The 17,024-nt window shown below is 57.5% G+C and carries 18 protein-coding genes; 7 read left to right on the top strand and 11 right to left on the bottom strand.

Going from position 1 to position 17,024, the window contains the following annotated elements:
• Positions 1-259 precede the first annotated feature (259 nt).
• The 5 genes from IAE55_RS09590 (at position 260) to IAE55_RS09570 (ending at position 5,513) form a co-directional block, all read left to right on the top strand.
• Positions 260-730 carry a VanZ family protein gene (locus IAE55_RS09590; RefSeq protein ID WP_200631855.1) on the top strand — a complete coding sequence of 157 codons (471 nt, stop codon included), beginning with the start codon at positions 260-262 and terminating at the stop codon, positions 728-730.
• A 140-nt stretch (positions 731-870) separates the two neighbouring features.
• Positions 871-2,820, top strand: a complete 1,950-nt coding sequence (locus IAE55_RS09585; protein ID WP_200631854.1) for an asparagine synthase-related protein — start codon at positions 871-873, stop codon at positions 2,818-2,820.
• A gap of 15 nt (positions 2,821-2,835) precedes the next feature.
• A complete protein-coding gene (locus IAE55_RS09580) occupies positions 2,836-2,961 on the top strand; it encodes a paeninodin family lasso peptide (RefSeq protein ID WP_105441696.1) in 126 nt (41 codons plus the stop codon).
• A gap of 103 nt (positions 2,962-3,064) precedes the next feature.
• Positions 3,065-3,976, top strand: coding sequence for an aldolase (locus IAE55_RS09575; protein ID WP_200631852.1), 912 nt, complete (start codon positions 3,065-3,067; stop codon positions 3,974-3,976).
• A 247-nt stretch (positions 3,977-4,223) separates the two neighbouring features.
• Positions 4,224-5,513 (top strand): phytoene desaturase family protein, encoded by a 1,290-nt coding sequence (locus IAE55_RS09570; protein WP_325168620.1) that lies wholly within the window; start codon positions 4,224-4,226, stop codon positions 5,511-5,513.
• Between the two features lie 72 nt (positions 5,514-5,585).
• On the opposite strand, the gene IAE55_RS09565 is transcribed toward IAE55_RS09570, so the two are convergent.
• Positions 5,586-5,927: a KGG domain-containing protein gene (locus tag IAE55_RS09565; RefSeq protein WP_145025143.1), complete on the bottom strand. Its 342-nt coding sequence runs from the start codon at positions 5,925-5,927 to the stop codon at positions 5,586-5,588.
• Between the two features lie 143 nt (positions 5,928-6,070).
• Between IAE55_RS09565 and IAE55_RS09560 the strand changes: the two genes are divergently transcribed.
• Entirely contained in the window at positions 6,071-6,826 is a 756-nt protein-coding gene (locus tag IAE55_RS09560) for a YqjF family protein (RefSeq protein ID WP_200631847.1), read from the top strand.
• A gap of 298 nt (positions 6,827-7,124) precedes the next feature.
• On the opposite strand, the gene ptsP is transcribed toward IAE55_RS09560, so the two are convergent.
• The 9 genes from ptsP to IAE55_RS09515 all read right to left on the bottom strand — a co-directional run bounded on the left by ptsP (position 7,125) and on the right by IAE55_RS09515 (position 16,005).
• Positions 7,125-8,879 (bottom strand): phosphoenolpyruvate--protein phosphotransferase, encoded by a 1,755-nt coding sequence (gene ptsP, locus IAE55_RS09555; protein WP_145160028.1) that lies wholly within the window; start codon positions 8,877-8,879, stop codon positions 7,125-7,127.
• Positions 8,879-9,148 carry an HPr family phosphocarrier protein gene (locus IAE55_RS09550; RefSeq protein WP_076170389.1) on the bottom strand — a complete coding sequence of 90 codons (270 nt, stop codon included), beginning with the start codon at positions 9,146-9,148 and terminating at the stop codon, positions 8,879-8,881. The genes ptsP and IAE55_RS09550 overlap by 1 nt, the downstream gene beginning before the upstream one ends.
• A gap of 26 nt (positions 9,149-9,174) precedes the next feature.
• The gene (locus tag IAE55_RS09545) at positions 9,175-9,909 is read right to left on the bottom strand and encodes an SIS domain-containing protein (protein ID WP_076170792.1); all 735 of its coding nucleotides are present in this window, start codon (positions 9,907-9,909) and stop codon (positions 9,175-9,177) included.
• Positions 9,906-10,664 (bottom strand): creatininase family protein, encoded by a 759-nt coding sequence (locus IAE55_RS09540; protein ID WP_145160030.1) that lies wholly within the window; start codon positions 10,662-10,664, stop codon positions 9,906-9,908. Before IAE55_RS09540 ends, IAE55_RS09545 begins: the two co-directional genes overlap by 4 nt.
• A gap of 12 nt (positions 10,665-10,676) precedes the next feature.
• Entirely contained in the window at positions 10,677-11,669 is a 993-nt protein-coding gene (locus IAE55_RS09535) for a phosphotriesterase family protein (RefSeq protein WP_200631846.1), read from the bottom strand.
• Positions 11,670-11,807: 138 nt separating this feature from the next.
• Complete coding sequence (locus IAE55_RS09530) at positions 11,808-13,106, bottom strand: PTS ascorbate transporter subunit IIC (protein ID WP_145160034.1); 1,299 nt, start codon at positions 13,104-13,106, stop codon at positions 11,808-11,810.
• 35 nt (positions 13,107-13,141) lie between these two features.
• Positions 13,142-13,405, bottom strand: a complete 264-nt coding sequence (locus tag IAE55_RS09525) for a PTS sugar transporter subunit IIB (RefSeq protein WP_116232338.1) — start codon at positions 13,403-13,405, stop codon at positions 13,142-13,144.
• Positions 13,402-13,845, bottom strand: a complete 444-nt coding sequence (locus tag IAE55_RS09520) for a PTS sugar transporter subunit IIA (protein ID WP_076170394.1) — start codon at positions 13,843-13,845, stop codon at positions 13,402-13,404. The genes IAE55_RS09525 and IAE55_RS09520 overlap by 4 nt, the downstream gene beginning before the upstream one ends.
• A gap of 24 nt (positions 13,846-13,869) precedes the next feature.
• Positions 13,870-16,005: a BglG family transcription antiterminator gene (locus IAE55_RS09515; protein ID WP_234489417.1), complete on the bottom strand. Its 2,136-nt coding sequence runs from the start codon at positions 16,003-16,005 to the stop codon at positions 13,870-13,872.
• Between the two features lie 248 nt (positions 16,006-16,253).
• Between IAE55_RS09515 and IAE55_RS09510 the strand changes: the two genes are divergently transcribed.
• The gene (locus IAE55_RS09510; RefSeq protein ID WP_105441705.1) at positions 16,254-16,466 is read left to right on the top strand and encodes a hypothetical protein; all 213 of its coding nucleotides are present in this window, start codon (positions 16,254-16,256) and stop codon (positions 16,464-16,466) included.
• Positions 16,467-16,556: 90 nt separating this feature from the next.
• Here the strand turns inward: IAE55_RS09510 and IAE55_RS09505 are convergent, their stop codons facing one another.
• Entirely contained in the window at positions 16,557-16,910 is a 354-nt protein-coding gene (locus IAE55_RS09505; protein WP_145160036.1) for a DUF2512 family protein, read from the bottom strand.
• Between the last annotated feature and the right edge of the window lie 114 nt (positions 16,911-17,024).

The raw sequence follows: 17,024 nt of genomic DNA, 5'->3' as shown, positions 1-17,024 counted from the left end.
ATGACTCTAATTTTTTTCGAAAAGCGACATGATTATGCAGCGAAAAAACGCTTTCATCCGCATTTCCATGCATATTCAGACAGTTAAAATCCGCATTCCCTTTCTGGCGTTAAAAAAATTGACGGCCTGCAAACTTGAAATCCGAAAAATGCTGCTATATACTTGCCGAAAAAAGTTACACTTTGTATCGCAAACACGCCTTCTCTCATCTCAGAACAAACACATATATAATGGAAGCGCTTTAAATGAAGGAGGAATTATGCGCATTTTTCTCACCGTGACGTGGGCGGTCTGCCTGTTCGTCTTTACTTGTTCTTTCGATTTCAACGCCCTTCTCCACCATCACCAGGCGGATTTCCGGCTGAACCCCTCACCCGATTGGAGTGAGCTGCTCAAGCTTGATTTACAGTGGTCGAGCGAGGCCTGGATCAACCGGAAAATCGGGCATTTTATCGGTTTCTTTCTATTGGAGCTGCTCTTGTCCAATTTGCGCGGCTCAAAGCTTGCCGTCATGACGGCGATCTTGTACGCAGCGTTAACTGAAGTTCTTCAGCTGTATTTTTTTCGAAGCGGACGGATTTACGACATCGTGAACGATACGTTCGGCATCCTCTGCGCTTACCTGTTCTGCCTTATTCTCCAGGCTTATATCAAGCGGACAAACCGTGCCAGAACGGCAGCGCAGCCTCCGCGCTCAGCACTCCCATCCGACAAAAAGCAAACCAGGTAATCTATCCTCATCCAAATTCACTAAATTTCGCACGCTGAAAAAAAATGTTGATACAATATGTATACATGTAGTATGATACAGAAGAACTAGATACATATTGTCGCAAATTGTTTGAACGGTACATAACGGAGGAAGATGTCATGAGCGCAATTGCGGGGATTTACCGGTTTAGCCAAGACCCCTTAGACGTCAGCGCCGGAGCGCCCATTATGGAGTCGCTGAAACGGTATCCGGCAGACCGGAGTTCGGTATGGCAGCAGGGCCATGTGTGGCTCGGCTGTCACGCCAAGTGGATCACGCAGCAGTCTGCCCACGAATTGTTGCCTTTCTATTGCGCAGAACGCAGGCTGGCCATTACCGCCGACGCCATCATCGATAACCGGGATGAGCTGATGGATGGGCTGCAGGTCCCTACTCGTGGAAGACAAGCCATGACGGACGGGGAAATTCTGCTGCTCGCTTACGAAAAATGGGGAGAGTCGATGCCGGAGCGTTTAGTCGGCGACTTTGCTTTTATGATCTGGGACGGCAACAAGCAGATGCTGTTCGGAGCCCGGGATTTCTCCGGTGCACGAACGCTCTATTATCACCGGAACAGGGAACAGCTGTCCTTCTGTACGGCCATTCGCCCGCTGTTAGCCTTGCCATATGTTCACCAGGAGCTGAACGAGCCTTGGCTGGCCGAGTTTCTTGCCATCAGCGGGGTTTTTGAGCCGCCGGACTTATCTACGACGGTTTACCGGCATATCGAGCAGCTGCCGCCTTCGCATACGCTCACGGTCCGCAGCTGCCAGGTGTCCGTCTCCAGATACTACAGCTTGACGGAGACTTCCCCCCTGCAGCTTAAATCTTCCGAAGAATATCAGGAAGCTTTCCGCGACGTGTTTAACCGGGCCGTTACCTCAAGGCTGCAGCGGACAAGCCGGATGGTCGGGGCTCATTTAAGCGGGGGACTGGATTCCGGATCGGTTGCCGGTTTTGCGGCCAAAGCGCTGGAGCGTGATCACCGGAAACTGCATACGTTCAGCTACGTCCCCGAAGACGGCTTCGAGGATTGGACACCCAAGCGGAGACTGGCGGACGAAAGGCCGCTCATCCGTCAGACCGTCCAGCATGCGGGGAACATCGAGGACAGCTACCTCAGCTTTAACGGCCGAAGCCCGTATACGGATATTGATCACTGGCTGGATATTATGGAGACACCCTATAAATTTTTCGAAAATTCATTCTGGCTTCGGGGAATTTACGAACAGGCGCATGAGCGCGGGGTGGGCATTCTGCTGAATGGCGCAAGAGGAAATTACAGCATCTCCTGGGGCAACGCGTTGGACTATTACGCCAAGCTGATGAAGAAATTGGCGTGGGTCCGCCTGCGCGGGGAGATTAATCAATACAGTATGAACATTGGCGTAGGACGCAAGCGCATCATAGCCGAGCTGTGCAAGCAGGCTTTTCCGCTTCTGAAGCGCAGGCATGCCGCCTCGTCCGCCAATGAATTTCCGCAGCTGGTTAACCCGGCATTCGCCAGACAGGCCGGCGTTTACGACAAGCTGACGGACAGGCAGTTCACCGAAATCGGATCGGGCGAAGACCTTCCCTCCGACCCGGTGGAGGCGAGAAAGTATCATTTTGACAGCTATAACGTTTGGAGCACGACAGGAACGAGCTTCAGCAAGCTGTCGCTGCAATATCCCCTCTGGGCGCATGATCCGACCAACGACCTGCGCGTCATCCGGTTCTGCCTTTCGGTACCGTTGGAGCAGTATGTGCAGAACGGCCTCGACCGCGCGTTGATCAGACGCTCTGCCCAAGGCTACCTTCCCGACAACGTCCGGCTGAATCAGCGGCTCAAGGGGATCCAGGCGGCCGATATCCTCCACCGGATGGCTCCGCACTGGTCGCAAATGATCCAAGAGCTGGACCAACTGTGCCGGGACTCCCGCATGCAGCAGGTGCTGAACATTCCTGTCGTACGCAAAGCGCTTGACGAAGCCAGAAACGGGATGCACCCAAGTCAGGCCTACAGCCCGGCCATTAAGGTGCTGATGCGAAGCTTGATCGTGTACCGTTTTCTGGAGCGAAACTTTTGAAAGGAGGTGAAATCGATGAAAAAAGAATGGACTACACCTGAACTGGAAGTATTGGAAGTCAGCATGACGATGGCTGGCCCCGGAAAAGGCAAACCGGACTCTTTCCAACCGGACCCGGATGATCCTGTCTTCTACAGCTAATTCCAATTCATAACCGAGCGATCAGGAGCAGCCCTTGGTCCCAATTATATGGGGTAAGGGCTGTTCTTATATCCACATTCTTCTGACGAAGCGGAGAAAATATATGATCAAACCAGCGATATATACAGCCTTCGGGCTTACGATAGAAAGTGAAATCCCGCTGCCCGAGCTCCGGCCGGTCGGGCATTTCGGCCAAGATATCCAGGTGCGGATCGGCTTCGCCGACCTTGACGATGCCTGGGCACAGCGGGAAACACCCGTCAACAAATTCGCCGTAAGTGAGCAGCAGGTGATGTTCCGGATTCCGAAGCTGGCCGTGTTCAGCGCAGAGAACGGAACCGACATTTACGTCTCGCTGGAGGCAGACGCGGACGAGGATCAGATCCGGCTGTATGTCCTCGGTACTTGCATGGGAGCTATTCTGATGCAGAGAAGAATTTTGCCCCTGCACGGAAGCGCCGTCGTTATGAACGGCAAGGCTTATGCCCTGGTCGGCCATTCCGGACACGGCAAGTCTACGCTGGCATCCGCCCTGCTGCAGCAGGGATGCCAGCTGCTGACCGACGATGTTATCGCCGTTACGATGGATTCGGAGCAGCTTCCACTTGTTGCCCCTGCCTATCCGCAGCAGAAGCTTTGGCAGGACAGCCTTGACACGTTTGGCATGGACGCGGGCGGTCTCCGTCCTCTGTTCGACCGGGAAACGAAGTATGCGGTCCCGGTTCTCGCCAAGTTTGCATCCGAACCGATTCCGCTGGCCGGCGTTTTTGAACTGGTCAAAACAGACTGCGAGCAGCCCGAAATCCGGGAAATCAGGGGTTTGGAGCGCCTGCTGCTCCTCCATCGCCATACCTACCGCAGCTCGCTCCTCGCGGAGAGCGGTCTAACCCCGTGGCATTTTGAATGCACAACCCGCCTGTCGGGATCCGTGAACATGTATCAGCTGCAGCGTCCCCTGGATCAGCCTACGATCGGCAGATTAACCGAGATGGTTCTGGGCGTTATCGGGGGCTGAGGGACCATGTTCATACCGGATACGGCCATCGCCGATCCATGACCAAGCCCTTTTTTCCCACTCCCGGGAGCAGGGCTTTTTTGTTGCTGCAGGAATGCAATCATCCCCTCTTTCAACTGATTTGTCGTACCATACCTGCTGAGGCTCTTCAAATAAATCCCCCTTGACCCTATTGACACGTTACCATAAAGTAACATATATTATATGTGACTAATAAGTAACACATTCGAGGGGAGCACACTCTATAATGAAACTAAATATGAACATGACTAGGGAACACCCATTTTATGATATTGCCGTAATTGGCGGTGGGCTGACCGGTCTGACCGCCGCGATTTATGCAGCCCGGGCCGGACGTTCCGTGATACTGCTTGAAAAAGACAGCCGACTTGGCGGCCTGGCCCAAACCGCCAGAATCGGGGGAGCCTTGTTTAATTACGGCCCCCGCGCCATGTACGAAGGCAGCGCTGCGCTGCGGATTTTGGATGAACTCGGCTGCAAACCTTCCTTGGGCAGCGGGACGAAAAATGCCATGTACGGCATTCTAGACGGGAAGCTGATCCATGCCACCGAAGAGCTGAGTCCCGAAGAACAGACGGAATGGAGCACGCTCATGGGAAACCTGAACCGGATCGATCCGGAGCCGGTCCGCTCGATCAGCATGAAGGAATGGGCTTTGGGGCATGTCCGCTCCGACCGCGTCCGCCTGTTCTTTTACGCCATGTGCAGACAGTGGGCCTACGATGACGACATGGAGCGGTTAAGCGCAGGCTACGTTTTGGAACAAGGACAGCTCGCCAGCCAAGGCGTCCGGTATGTGCGTGGAGGCTGGCAGACGGTCATCGACAGCCTGCAGCGGGAAGCCGTCCAGGCCGGCGTTGTCATCGCCGCAGGTACCGAAGCTGCCCAAATTGTGCATGAGCAGGGAACGGTCACCGGTATCCTTCTGTCCGAAGGGACCCTCCTCAGAGCAGGCGGCATCATCGCCGCGGCCGGACCGCATGCGGTCAGCAAATGGCTCAAGGGTTCCGGCTTGCATAGCCGTTCGCTGGACGCCTGGAGAGAGCACGCTCACCCGCTGTACGTTTCCTGCCTGGACGTCGCTTTGAAACAGGTGTCCCATCCGGATCGGGCGTTTGTACTCGGACTGGATGAGCCGTTCTATTATTCGAACCATTCGGCAGCGATTCCGCTCACGGAGGACGGTTCCCAAGTGATCCATGTGATGACATACCACGGCTCCAGTCCTTCCCATGATCCCAAGTTAGTCCTGGGGCGGCTGAAGGAAAGGCTTGAAGCCATTCAGCCGGGCTGGAAGCGGGAAGCCGCCGCCGTCCGTTTCTCACCGAATCTGCTCGCCGCTCATGCTTCCCGGCCTGCGCTGCGAAGCGGGGATGCTCCCGCACCGGGAACGGCCGTTCCGGAAATTCGCGGGCTGTACGTCGCCGGCGACTGGGTGGGACGCGAAGGGCGCCTTGCCGATACCGCGATGACAAGCGCCAAACTCGCCGGTCTGACGGCCGCGGGCATAGATTGACGCCCATGCAGCAAAAAGGACCTCCCTGAAGGAAGGTCCCTTTTAATGTGGTTCATCTATCGTATCGACTGATTAAGAGTTGTCTCTTTGACGGGCCCGGGCCTCTCCGCCCTTGCGGCCGGCTTCCTCACGGCTCATTTTTCCGTCCCTGCCATCGCTGTCGTTTCTCGCTTCTCCGCCTTGCCGGCCGATTTCCTGATAAAATTCGCGGTCATGCGAGTCTGATGTCGCCTCGCCGCCCTTACGGCCAATTTCCTCATAGAACTCACGGTCATGGGAATCAGCCGTCGCCTCGCCGCCTTTTCTGCCGATTTCTTGATAAAATTCCTTGTCATGCGTTTTGGCGGTTTGCTCGCCACCCATACGTCCGGCTTCTTCGACGGTCATCTTACGGTTATCTTTGTTATTTGCCATTTCGAATCACTCCTTCTAGGGTTTTGAGTGTTGCGCGTGCATTCATTACTTACCCGTGCCCCAGGATATGAAACATCGTATTTGTGCATAGATGTGTAATAACGATACGTAACCCCTGCCCAAACCGCCGAGAGGAGAGAACCATGAAAAACCGCAGCATCCTGGAACAAACGAGCCATCGACCTATACCTATGCCTGACGGGCCCTGGGTCATGAAGCAGGGATGGAACGAGCTGCTGTTCGCCCATTGGCCAGTAGATGAACACAGTCTGCTCCCCTATATTCCCCCCGGCCTTGAGCTTGAGCGATGGGAAGGACGGCCGTGGATCAGCGTCGCCCCGTTTCTGCTGGATCCGCTTCGCATGAGGGGGATGCCGCCCGTACCGGGGACCCGGAAGTTCCTGGAGCTGAACGTTAGAACGTACGTGAACTGCAGCGGCAAACCCGGCATTTGGTTTTTGACGCTGGAAGCGTCGAATCCGCTTGTAGTCGCGGGGGCCCGCATGCTGGCCCGCCTGCCCTACCGTTACGCCCGAATGCAAAAGGGCCATCAAGAGGGATTCATCCATTATGTCAGCGAAAGGGATCGTGGGCACGGAGAGTCCCCGGCGGTATGGAAAAGCCGGTATCATGCGGTAAACCCAAAGGTCTATCATGCCGAGCCCGGGACCCTCGTCCATTGGCTGACCGAGCGGTATTGTCTGTATTCCGCCGGATCCGACGGTGAGCTCCGAATCGGGGAGATTCACCACCTTCCCTGGCCGCTCCAGGAGGCCGGACTGTGGATCGAGGAGAACAGCCTGACGGCCTCGTTTGGCTTGGTCCATGATCCGGAGCCGGCACTGCTAACGTATACCCCGAAGCTTGAGGTGCTGCTGTGGCCCGTGCGGAAAATATAGATGGACCTTAACAGTGAGTACGAGAAAAGGAGCCTGCAAAAACAAAAGGCACTCGGGCTGACCGCAGTAAGGCGATATTCTTCATATCACCATGCTGTAATGCGCTGTGCCGTAGTGCGCAATACCGTATTGTGCATTACCGCACAGCGCATTACCGTTACCGCAATTAGTACAATTCAGCAATTACAGCAATATCGCAATCTGCCATGCCGCAAATCCAAAAGGCAGAGGATCCTCTCATAGAGGACGCTCTGCCTTTTCCTGCAAAATCCAGCGGTCGGATGCTTAAACGATGTACCTATAGCGTATGCCCGGTGGCGCGTCGAAACTCTTCGAGCGCCTGACGAACCGCCTGGGGCGTATCCAGCGCCAAAACGCTGTCGGCCAGCGAGCGGCAGGCTTCCCGGTCGAGAGCCGACAGTTCTTTTTTGATGACGCCCAGCCGTCCTGTCTCCATGCTCCACTCATCCAAACCGAGCCCAAGCAGCAGTGGAGCGGCCAGCGGATCGCCGGCCATCCCGCCGCACATGCCGGTCCATTTACCCGCCCGATGGGAAGCTTCGATGACCTGGCGGATCAGCTGCAGCACCGCCGGGTGGAAATAATCGTACAGGTAAGCGACCTTATCGTTCATCCGGTCCACAGCCAGCGTATACTGAACCAGGTCGTTCGTACCGATGCTGAAGAAATCGACCTCACGGGCAAACGCCCCTGCCATGACGGCTGCCGACGGCACCTCGACCATGATTCCCGCCTCGATGCGCTCGTCGAATTCCGTCCCGCTGCGCCTCAGTTCTTCCTTCGCCTCTTCTAGCACGCCCTTGGCTTCCCGCCACTCCTGCAGCCCGGAAATCATCGGGAACATCACTTTGACGTTTCCGAATGCGCTGGCCCGCAGCACCGCGCGCAGCTGAACCTTCAGGAGATCCTGCCTGCCCAGGCCGATCCGGATCGCCCGATAGCCGAGGAACGGATTGTCCTCCCGCGGCAGATCCAGATACGGCAGCGCCTTATCACCGCCGATGTCCATCGTGCGGATGATCACCGGGCGGCCATCCATGGCGGCCGCCGCCTCCCGATACGCACGGAACTGCTCCTCCTCGCCCGGCATGGCCGGGGCGTTCATGAACAGAAACTCCGTGCGGAACAGCCCCACGCCGCCGGCGCCCTGCGCGGCGGCGGCCTTCGCTTCGGCGGCCGTCCCGATGTTGGCCGCCAGCTCCACGCGCGTCCCGTCGGCAGTCACCGCCGGACGCGCGGCGTAACGGGCGAGCGCGGCGCGCTCCCGCTCGCCCTCCTCCATCCGGAGGCGGCTCTGCTCCGCCTCCGCCTCATTGGGCCGGACGATGCAGCGTCCGGCCGCCCCGTCGACGGCGATCAGATCGCCGTCCGCGATGCCGTCGATGGCGCTGCCGGCGCCGACGACGGCGGCAATGCCGAGCGAGCGCGCCAGGATAGCCGTGTGCGACGTCGCACCGCCGGAGCGGGTGATCAGCCCCATCACCAGCTCCGGGTCCAGCTGGATCGTGTCCGACGGCGCCAAGTCGTCCGCCACGAGGATGACCCGCTCCGTAATCGCGGATAACCCGCGGTCCTCTTTCGCCGCCAACGCATCAAGCAGACGTCCGCCAATGTCACGGATATCCGCGGCCCGCTCCTTCATATAGTCGTTGCTCATGGCCTCGAACACGCCGGCTACCTGTTCCACGATGCCGGCAACGGCCTGCTCCGCGGGCACCTGCTTCTCCTGCACCCAGGCCTCCATCTTCGGATAGAAGGCCGGGTCATCCAGCAGCCTGCGCTGACCCGTCACGATCCCGGCCTGGTCTTCGCCGAGCGTCTCCGCCGCCTTTGCCGCCAGCTCCTCCAGCTGCCGGGCACACCGGCGCTTCGCTTCTCCCAGCCTGGAGAGCTCAGCCCGAATTGCTTCCGGGTCGCCGGGAAGCTCCGCGGGAGCCGGCGCACCGCCGGCCTCTTTCCGCCGGTAGATGAATGCCGGCGCGATCCGTACCCCTTCCGACACGCCGATGCCTTGAACATACAGCGTGTCCATCAGTCCTCACCGAACTTGCCGTCCACGAGCTCCGCCAAAGCGCGAACCGCTTCTTCGTCTCCCGGTCCGGCGGCTTCGATCGTGACGACCGATCCCGCTTCGAGCCCAAGCGTCATCAGCTCCAGCATGCTTTTGCCGTCGGCCCGGCGTCCATCCTCCGTTACGACCGCCACCTGCGCTTCATATTGTCCCGCCCGGTCCGAGAACTGCTGAGCCGGCCGCACATGAAAGCCCTGTTTATTCCGTATCGTCACCGTTTGTGTAATCATGTTGCTCCTCCCCTTTATGAAGCCGATTACGCCAGCAGCGCGATCCGGCCCTTATAAGCTTCGATCAATGCCTCGTTATGCGCGTCGGCCCCATCGATGTTGCCGCTCAAAAATACCGGCGGTGTAAGACCCTTGTCGAACATGATCCCGATCGCCTCCGCGAATACGGCGTTCAGAATCGCTGCGCCAATCACCGTCGAGCTGGGCGCAAAGGCGACCTCCATGCCTGGATACCGAAGCACCGCATCCCCTTTAACGGAAAAGTTGTCGATGACCAGATCGACGGCATCGGCCAGATGCCGGCCGCTCTCATGGCGGGATGGTTGGCTCTTGGAATACGCCAAGGAAGTTATGCCGATGGTAAAGGCACCTTTCTGCCCGGCCATTAGCGCAACATCCACCGGTACCGGATTACGCCCGGAGGTAGACAGCACGAATACCACTTCGCCTTCCCGGATATCCTGCTCATCCATGAAGTCTGCCGCAAGGCCGTTCTGCCGCTCCAGCTCGGATGAGCGCACTGCGCCTTCGTGCAGCATCAGCTTCTCCACGAAGATGGGACGGATGGGAGCAAGCCCGCCGGCCCGATAGAACACTTCTTCGGTGAGGATATGCGAATGCCCGCAGCCGAATAAATGGATGATGCCACCCTGCTCTATACAATCCGCGACCTTAACGGCAGCTCTCCGGATCTCCTCTGCCTGCTTCGTCCGCACCTTATGCAGCAGCTCGCCGATAATGTTGAAATACGCGTTCATCAGCATAATTCCTCCCCCTTCGCTTCAAAATCCAGCTTCCTTCTGGCCTGCAGCACCATGTCCGCCATCGCGTCCAGGCTGCGTTCGATGATCTTTTCCCCTTTCGCCCGGCTGGCCCGGGTGGCGTCGCCCAGCACCGCCGAAGACGTCATTTCTTCCCATGGTGTGGGGGTGCAGTCTGCGTCGGCTGGGATATGCGGTTTCCCGTCGATCGCACGGTTCATGTCCACATGCTCTTCAGCCAAATACAGCATGTAGGACGTTTCGATTTCGTCGGCATGCATGTAGGTGCCATGAACCGCAGGCGTTTCCCGGACTTCTGCCGTCACTTCCTTCGTTCCGGGATAGAAGAAATAGAACACCTTCAGGTCCGGCACCCGTTCATACAGCACCCTCGCGGCCTCCTTCAGGGCGACGGCATTTCCCAAATGGCCGTTGACCATGGCCAGAATGCGGAAGCCCTGGTCGTGCAGGCTTTCCCCGATATCAGCAAGGAGCCCAATCAGCGCCTCGTTAGACACATTTATGCTCCCCGGAAAATGACGCAGGCTCCACACCTGCCCGTAAGGCAGCGTCGGCAGCACGAATCCGCCGGTGCGCGCAGCCAGTTTGTCCGCGAGCCGTTCGGCAAGCAGATTGTCCGTGCCGAGGGGAAGATGCGGGCCGTGCGCTTCCACGGCGCCAACCGGCAGTATGGCCGTGCGGTGCCGGCGGATCTTGTCCATGACGTCAGCCGAGTTTTCATGCTCGAATTTCATGACCCTGCCCCCTTACTTTTTGAATGTAAAGCAGCGGGCCGGGTTGGCGACAAAAAACTTCTCGATCAGCTTTTTGCCGTCAAACCCTGCTTGATCCGCCTCGTCGATGAATCGGGGCACCCATTTGGCAATGATATATTCCAGCCCCAGTCCATGATCGTAATGCTTGTAGTAGGTTTTGCGGGCGGTGTCCCCGCTGATCAGGATTTGGTCTTCGTACCCTTTGCGGACGAGATTCAGAATCAGCGCGATCCGCGTGCTTTCAGGCGCGTATTTGATCTTGCCGATGCCGTCAAAGCTCAAAAATGCGCCGGTTGCAGCGATTTGCTCGTGGTAATACGGATCCGGATTCCGGTCCATGTGTCCGAGGCTCAAATAAGACAGGTTTACGCCTTCGCTTCTCAAGAGCTCAATCTGCTCCATCGCCATCGTGCCGACCTCCGTATGGGAGTGGACTGGAGCTTTCGTTTCGTGGTGCGCCCTTGCCACGGCCCGCAGCGTCTTTTCCTCCAAGGGCGTGATCCGGTTGTAGCCCGTTCCGAACTTGACCTGGCCTGCCTTGAACGGCGTCCCTTCCAGCCCTTCCTCGACCTCGCGAATGACGAAATCGGCCAGCTCGTTGATCGTTTTCGCCTCAATCCACTGGGCGTAAGTATCATAGGGCCCGATAAGGGGCTTCAGCTTTTCCTTGATGCCCGCGTCCCACAAAAAGCTTTTGTTGAATCCGGCCGTCCCGACGATCCGGATGCCCGTCTCGCGGGCGATCTCCTCTACGGCATGAACATCCCGGCCATAGTCGACCGCCGTTGCATCCACGATCGACTGCCCCCCGTACCGTTTGAAATCCAGCACGTCCAGCTTCGACTTCTCCTTGTCGTCCAGCAGCAGGTCGTCTTCCCCCCGCTCCTGCCAATAGGCCGGGCGGCATACGATATGCTCGTGGGAGTACGTAAACCCGAGCTCTTTCGGATCCATGTCCCCGTGAAGTGTGCGAATAAAGCCCATAATCGTTCCTCCTCCATTCTTGGTGAGTGGTTGGTGTCGTTGGTAAAATCCGGCTGCTTACAAGACCCCCTATGGCCCAGGAAAGACGGCGCTCCGACCGCTCGCCGTCTTCCGTTTGGCCGGTTTCAAATATCCATTTTAAAAGAGCAGCTTGGCGATAAAGTGCAAAATCGGACCGATGATGAACATATCCGAGTCAGCGGCCCACATGGCCGTGTCCGGCACGGTTGAAGAGATCAGGAAGCTTACCATGACAAACTGCCCCCAGGCGACGATCGTCGATGTTACGAAGCCCCCGATTACCGCTCCGCGCACGCCGCCCGTTGAGTTGCCGAATACGCCGGCTGTCGCCCCGTGGAAGAACAGCACGATCATCGTCGGTACAAAAATGTAGGACACCGTGCTGCCGAGCACGAGCAGCCAGATGATGGCTCCGGCGAAGGCGCCGAGGAAACCGAGCACAACGGCGTTCGGCGCGTAAGGATACACGACCGGGGCATCCAGCGCCGGCTTGGCCCCGGGAACCAGTTTGGTCGCAATCCCGTTAAACGCCGGCACGAGCTCGCCGACAAACATCCGCACCCCCATCAGCACGATTGCAATACCGCCGGCGAACGTAAATGACTGGATAATGGAATAAATGATAAAGTTCTGGTCTCCCGCCTTGGCGATCAGGGCAGCAGCTTCTGGGGTCCCCTTGGTCGACAGAATGATCGCTCCGATCAGGAACAGCACGCCCATGCTGAGCGCCGTAATAACGTTGGAGTCACGTAGAAATTCGAATCCCTTCGGCACTTTGATCTTCTCGGAATCGTTCTTTTTGTTACCGAGCACCTTGCCCAGCAGCGCCGCCAGCAGGGCGACGGAGGCTGAGGTGTGGCCCAGAGCGATGTTGTCGTTCCCGGTAACCTTTCTCAGGAACGGCTGAACCAGGGCCGGCTGGAAGGTCCAGTACACGCCCAGAATGACGGCGATGACGACCACGAGTTTCCATACCGGAACGCCGGTGCCTGCCGCATGGACGATGACGCCCGCAAAGATCGTCGAGGTCCAGAACATCATGTGTCCGGTCAGGTAAATGTATTTGAACCGGGTAAACCGGGCCAGCGCCACGTTGATCAGGAAGCCGACCAGCATGGCCAGCGTGACGGCGCTGCCGAATTTGGCGTTGAAGGCTTCCTGGCCCATGAAGCTGCCGAGCGAGCTGGTCTTCAGGCCGAACACTTCCTTCCACATCGGTTCGAACACGTTCAGCGCATTCACGATGACGTCCGAACCCGCTCCGATGATGAGGAAGCCGATGATCGCCTTGAACGTCCCGCTCACCAGCTGGCTGGTCGATTTTTTCTGAAGCATAAGGCCGACCAGAACGATGAAGCCGAGCAGTATAGCAGGTGTTCCGAAAATATTGGTTGCGATCCAATAAAGCACGTCCATGGATGGACACCTCCTCGGTTAGGTCAAGATAGGGCTTACAAGGCTTCCTCCAGCTTTTGCTTGATTTCGTCATTGTCGAAGTAGTTATTGACGACGATAATCCGGGCGGAATGGCCCTCCAGGCTTTGCGCCAGCTCATGGCTAGTGATAATATAGTCGGCCGCCGTACCCGAAGCCGTGGAGACATCCGTATGCTCCACGTCGGCGCTGACGCCCATCGCACTCAGCACATTTTCCACGTTCATCCGCAGGATCAGACTCGTTCCTTGTCCCAAACCGCATACGCATAATACTTTCATTGCTCATTCCCCCTAATGATTTGTTGGATAGCTTCCACATCGGCCGCCTGTTTGAACTGTTCCAGATGCGCCGGACTGCTCAGCAGCGTCGTCAGCTGGCGCAGCAGGGCGATATGCTCGCCGCTGTCAGACCCGCCAAGGGCGAATACCAGCTGCACCGGATCGTTGGCGCTGTGGCCGAAGACGACCGGTTCCTTCAGCCGGACAAAAGACACCGCGGCCTCAATCACGCCGTCCTGCGCCCGGGCGTGCGGCAGGGCAATACTCGGGGCAAGGACGAAATACGGGCCCCTCTCCCGGTAGGAATCCACCATTGCGTCGGCGTAGCGTGCTTCCGCAGCACCCGCCTCCGTCAGCAGCGCACCTGCCAGCCTGATTGCCTCCTCGGCGGATGCCGCTTCCGCATCCAGCGCAATGAGCGGAGGTTCAAGAAATTTCATGTTCATCTCTCCTGTTCGGATAGTTTAGCCGGAACTTGAAGCCGTCCCGATCTGCTTCAGAATCTGCTCCTTCGTATGCGCCTCCTTCAGCCGGTTCAGGCCGGCTGCGTCCTTCAGCATGCCCGTCAGCTCGGACAATGCCTTTAGATGCGACTCTCCGTCGATGGCCGCCAGCACCAGAACGACCTTCACCTGGTGGCGCGCTTCCCCGGAAAAAGCCACGGGCCGCTCTAATTGCAGAAGGCTCATCCCCAGCCGCCTCACGCCATCCTCTGGCCGGCCGTGCGCGATGGCGATTCCGGGCGCGACCACAATGTATGGGCCGAGGGACTCCACTTTGCCGATCATGGCCTCGATGTAGCCTTCGTCGATGTATTCTTCCGCCAGCAGCGGCTGGGCTGCTTCCCGGATCGCTTCGCGCCAGCTCGCACTCTCCCGCTGCAGGCGGATCATCGGCGCGGTCAGCAGCTCGGCCAGGGAAGGCTTGGGCCGCTCGCCCAGCCATACTTTGCTCCGGCCGCCGGACAGGTAGCGGCCGAGCTCGTCGGCGAGGCCCGCTTCGTCGTTCACGTCGGCGTGCTTACGGACGATATCGAGCAGTGCCTGCACCGAGCTCGCCTGTGTCCTTTGGCCTCTGCCGCCTGCCTTGTTCACCCTGCCGAGCAGATTCTCTTTGTCCTTGTCGCTGAGGATCGAATGGACGACATAAACGGGCACTTTGCTGTCCGGCAGCGGGACTGTTGAGAAAATTAAATCGACCCGCTCCTGGAACTGCTCGTATTCCCGCAGGGAAAGCATCGCGATAATGTCCAGAGTGGAGAAAAGCTCCTCCAGCTGGGCCTTCAGCATTCTCGATGCCGAGATCCCGTTCACGCAGACGATCGCCGCCCTCCGCCGGGCCGCCGGCTCCACTTCCTCCCGGCGCAGCCATCCGCCGAAATGCATGGCCAGATAGCTGATCTCGACGTCGCTCAGCTTCCGGCCGACCAGCTCCTCGAAGGCATATGCCGAGCGCCGGGTGAGCTCAAATAAATCGCCGTATTTACTGCGGATGTCCTCCAGAAGAGGATTGACCAGCTCCAAACCGTATATGATCCGGTAATACGCCGGCTTCAGGTGAACCAGCAGGTCCTCCTCCACGGCTTCCCGGCCGCCAAGCCAGACGCAGGCGCTGCGCTGGAACGCATCCGTCATCTCCCGGGCCGCGTCCCGCAGGCGTCCGATAATTTCATCCGAGCCTGTCAGCTGCTCCATCCGGTTCGCCCTTGCCCCAAGCAGATGCATCGTAAGGTAAGCGTTTTCTTTTTCCGGTACCGGACTGCCGAACAAGCGGCCAAGGCCGTCCGCTATTCGGGAAGCCGCATCATATTCGGGCGTCTGCCGAAGCACTTCCCGCTCGTCCTCATCCACGCGGATCACCCGGCCGGACTGGATCCGGCGGATAAACAGCAAAAATCGGGTGGTCAAATGAAAGAGCATCTCGTCGGTGAGCTCCACGTTCAGCATCCGCTCGCTGGCCGCGATCAGCCGGTGGATCTGACGCCGGATGCCTTCGTCCGTATTCTCCGGCATGATGTCCCGCAGCGGATCCTGCTCTCCCCAGTAGCCCGTACGGCTGACCGCCTGCTCCCAGCTGACGCTGCCGGCAAGCTGATCGCAGCAGCGGGTCAGCTCTCTCCTGATCCTCGCCTCTTCGCCGTGCACTTCGTAGCCCCGCTTCCGGTCATACACCACCTCGAGGCCGGCCGTCTCCAGCTGCGCGCGAACCGCATTCAAATCCTTCAGCACCGTTCCCCGGCTGACTTGGAGCAACTCGGTTAGTCGGTGGATAAAGACGGGACTCTTTGCCGTGAGCAGCCGGATCGCGATCCAGGCAAGCCGCTCTCGCTGGGACAAATAATACTGCTGGGCCGCAGAGCTCTCTGCTCCTGCCGTGTCCGGGATCCCCCGGCGGCTGGCCTCCGGCAGAGAATAACCGGCCGTGCGCACGTACTCGACAGGGGGCAGCTCCAAAGTCTCCAGCCAGTCATTGATTTTGTTCATATCGTAATACACGGTTCTTCGGGAGATGCCGAGCCTCTGCGTCAGTTCATCCAGCGTCACGTAATCGTCCGTCTGCACCAGCAGTTTCAGTATTTCGGTACTGCGTTCATCAAGCATTCCGGCATCCCTCCTGTCATTGACGAAATATGTCGTTCCTTGTGACTCGATTATACCTATGGTCCTGCTACGAATGACAGTTCAATTCCTGGAAGTCCGGTTTGTGCAAAAATGAATACTATCGATTTCCAGCTCTGCATTTATCGGCTTTCTTCCGGATCCGTCCAAGACGATATGGATTTTTCGGATGACAATCTATGTAAAGAATGGTAAAAAGGAGAATAGATACAGGAAGGGATGATACATCTGTGAAAAGGTCGACGGCATGGTTCGCATTATCGTTTGTGTTCATTTTTTTCAGTGCGCCGATGGGTTACTTCTTCTTCAGGAATATATTTTTTTACAATATGAATTTGACCGGCGAATACGAGACGCTGCTGTACTGCACCCTGCTCTCCCCGCTTCTTATCGGCGTGCTCATGTTCCTGGTCGGGCTTGCCGAGCTGAAGCAGAACCGCTAAAAGAAGACCCTCTGCCTGTTGGCAGAGGGTCTTAGGGGTTCCATCGTTTCATCTATTCATTTTAAACCAAAGATTAGCTGAAAGGCGGCATTAGGCCCGCTGTCTTCTGGCCGAACGGTCATCGCTCAGCAGCCACATGTGGTAGAAGTATTCGAAAATCCCCGCCACGATGGTGATAACCAGCATATCCGTATAAGACAAGGACCACAGATTCGATGCACGCACCGCCCAAAGCATGAGAAAAACCAGGACAGCATCGCACAGCGTTGAAACGATATTGTTCTGGGAAGCGCGGAGAATCAGCAGGTCGCCGACCAAATAGGAAATGACGCCGATTGCCAGCGCCGTGACCAATGCCCCCCAGATCGTTGCCGTTGTGAGTACCAACAACATCGCCGTGATCACAACCAAATGAGCCACCAATTTAACGGCAAGTTTCCCCATATCCCTGACCTCCTTTCCTCATTTGGATTGTTTTTCATGTAAGTTATAAATAGGTTCGGGTGCTTTAAAACTATCAACTGCCTTGCAGAAAATCGTTCTTTTTTATTACCATGC

Origin of the sequence: Paenibacillus sp. S28 (assembly GCF_016624415.1) — a bacterium.
GTDB classification, from domain to species: Bacteria; Bacillota; Bacilli; order Paenibacillales; family Paenibacillaceae; genus Paenibacillus_AQ; species Paenibacillus_AQ favisporus.
The sequence above is the reverse complement of the archived record's forward strand: the minus strand, read 5'-3'. Positions and strand labels throughout refer to the sequence as shown.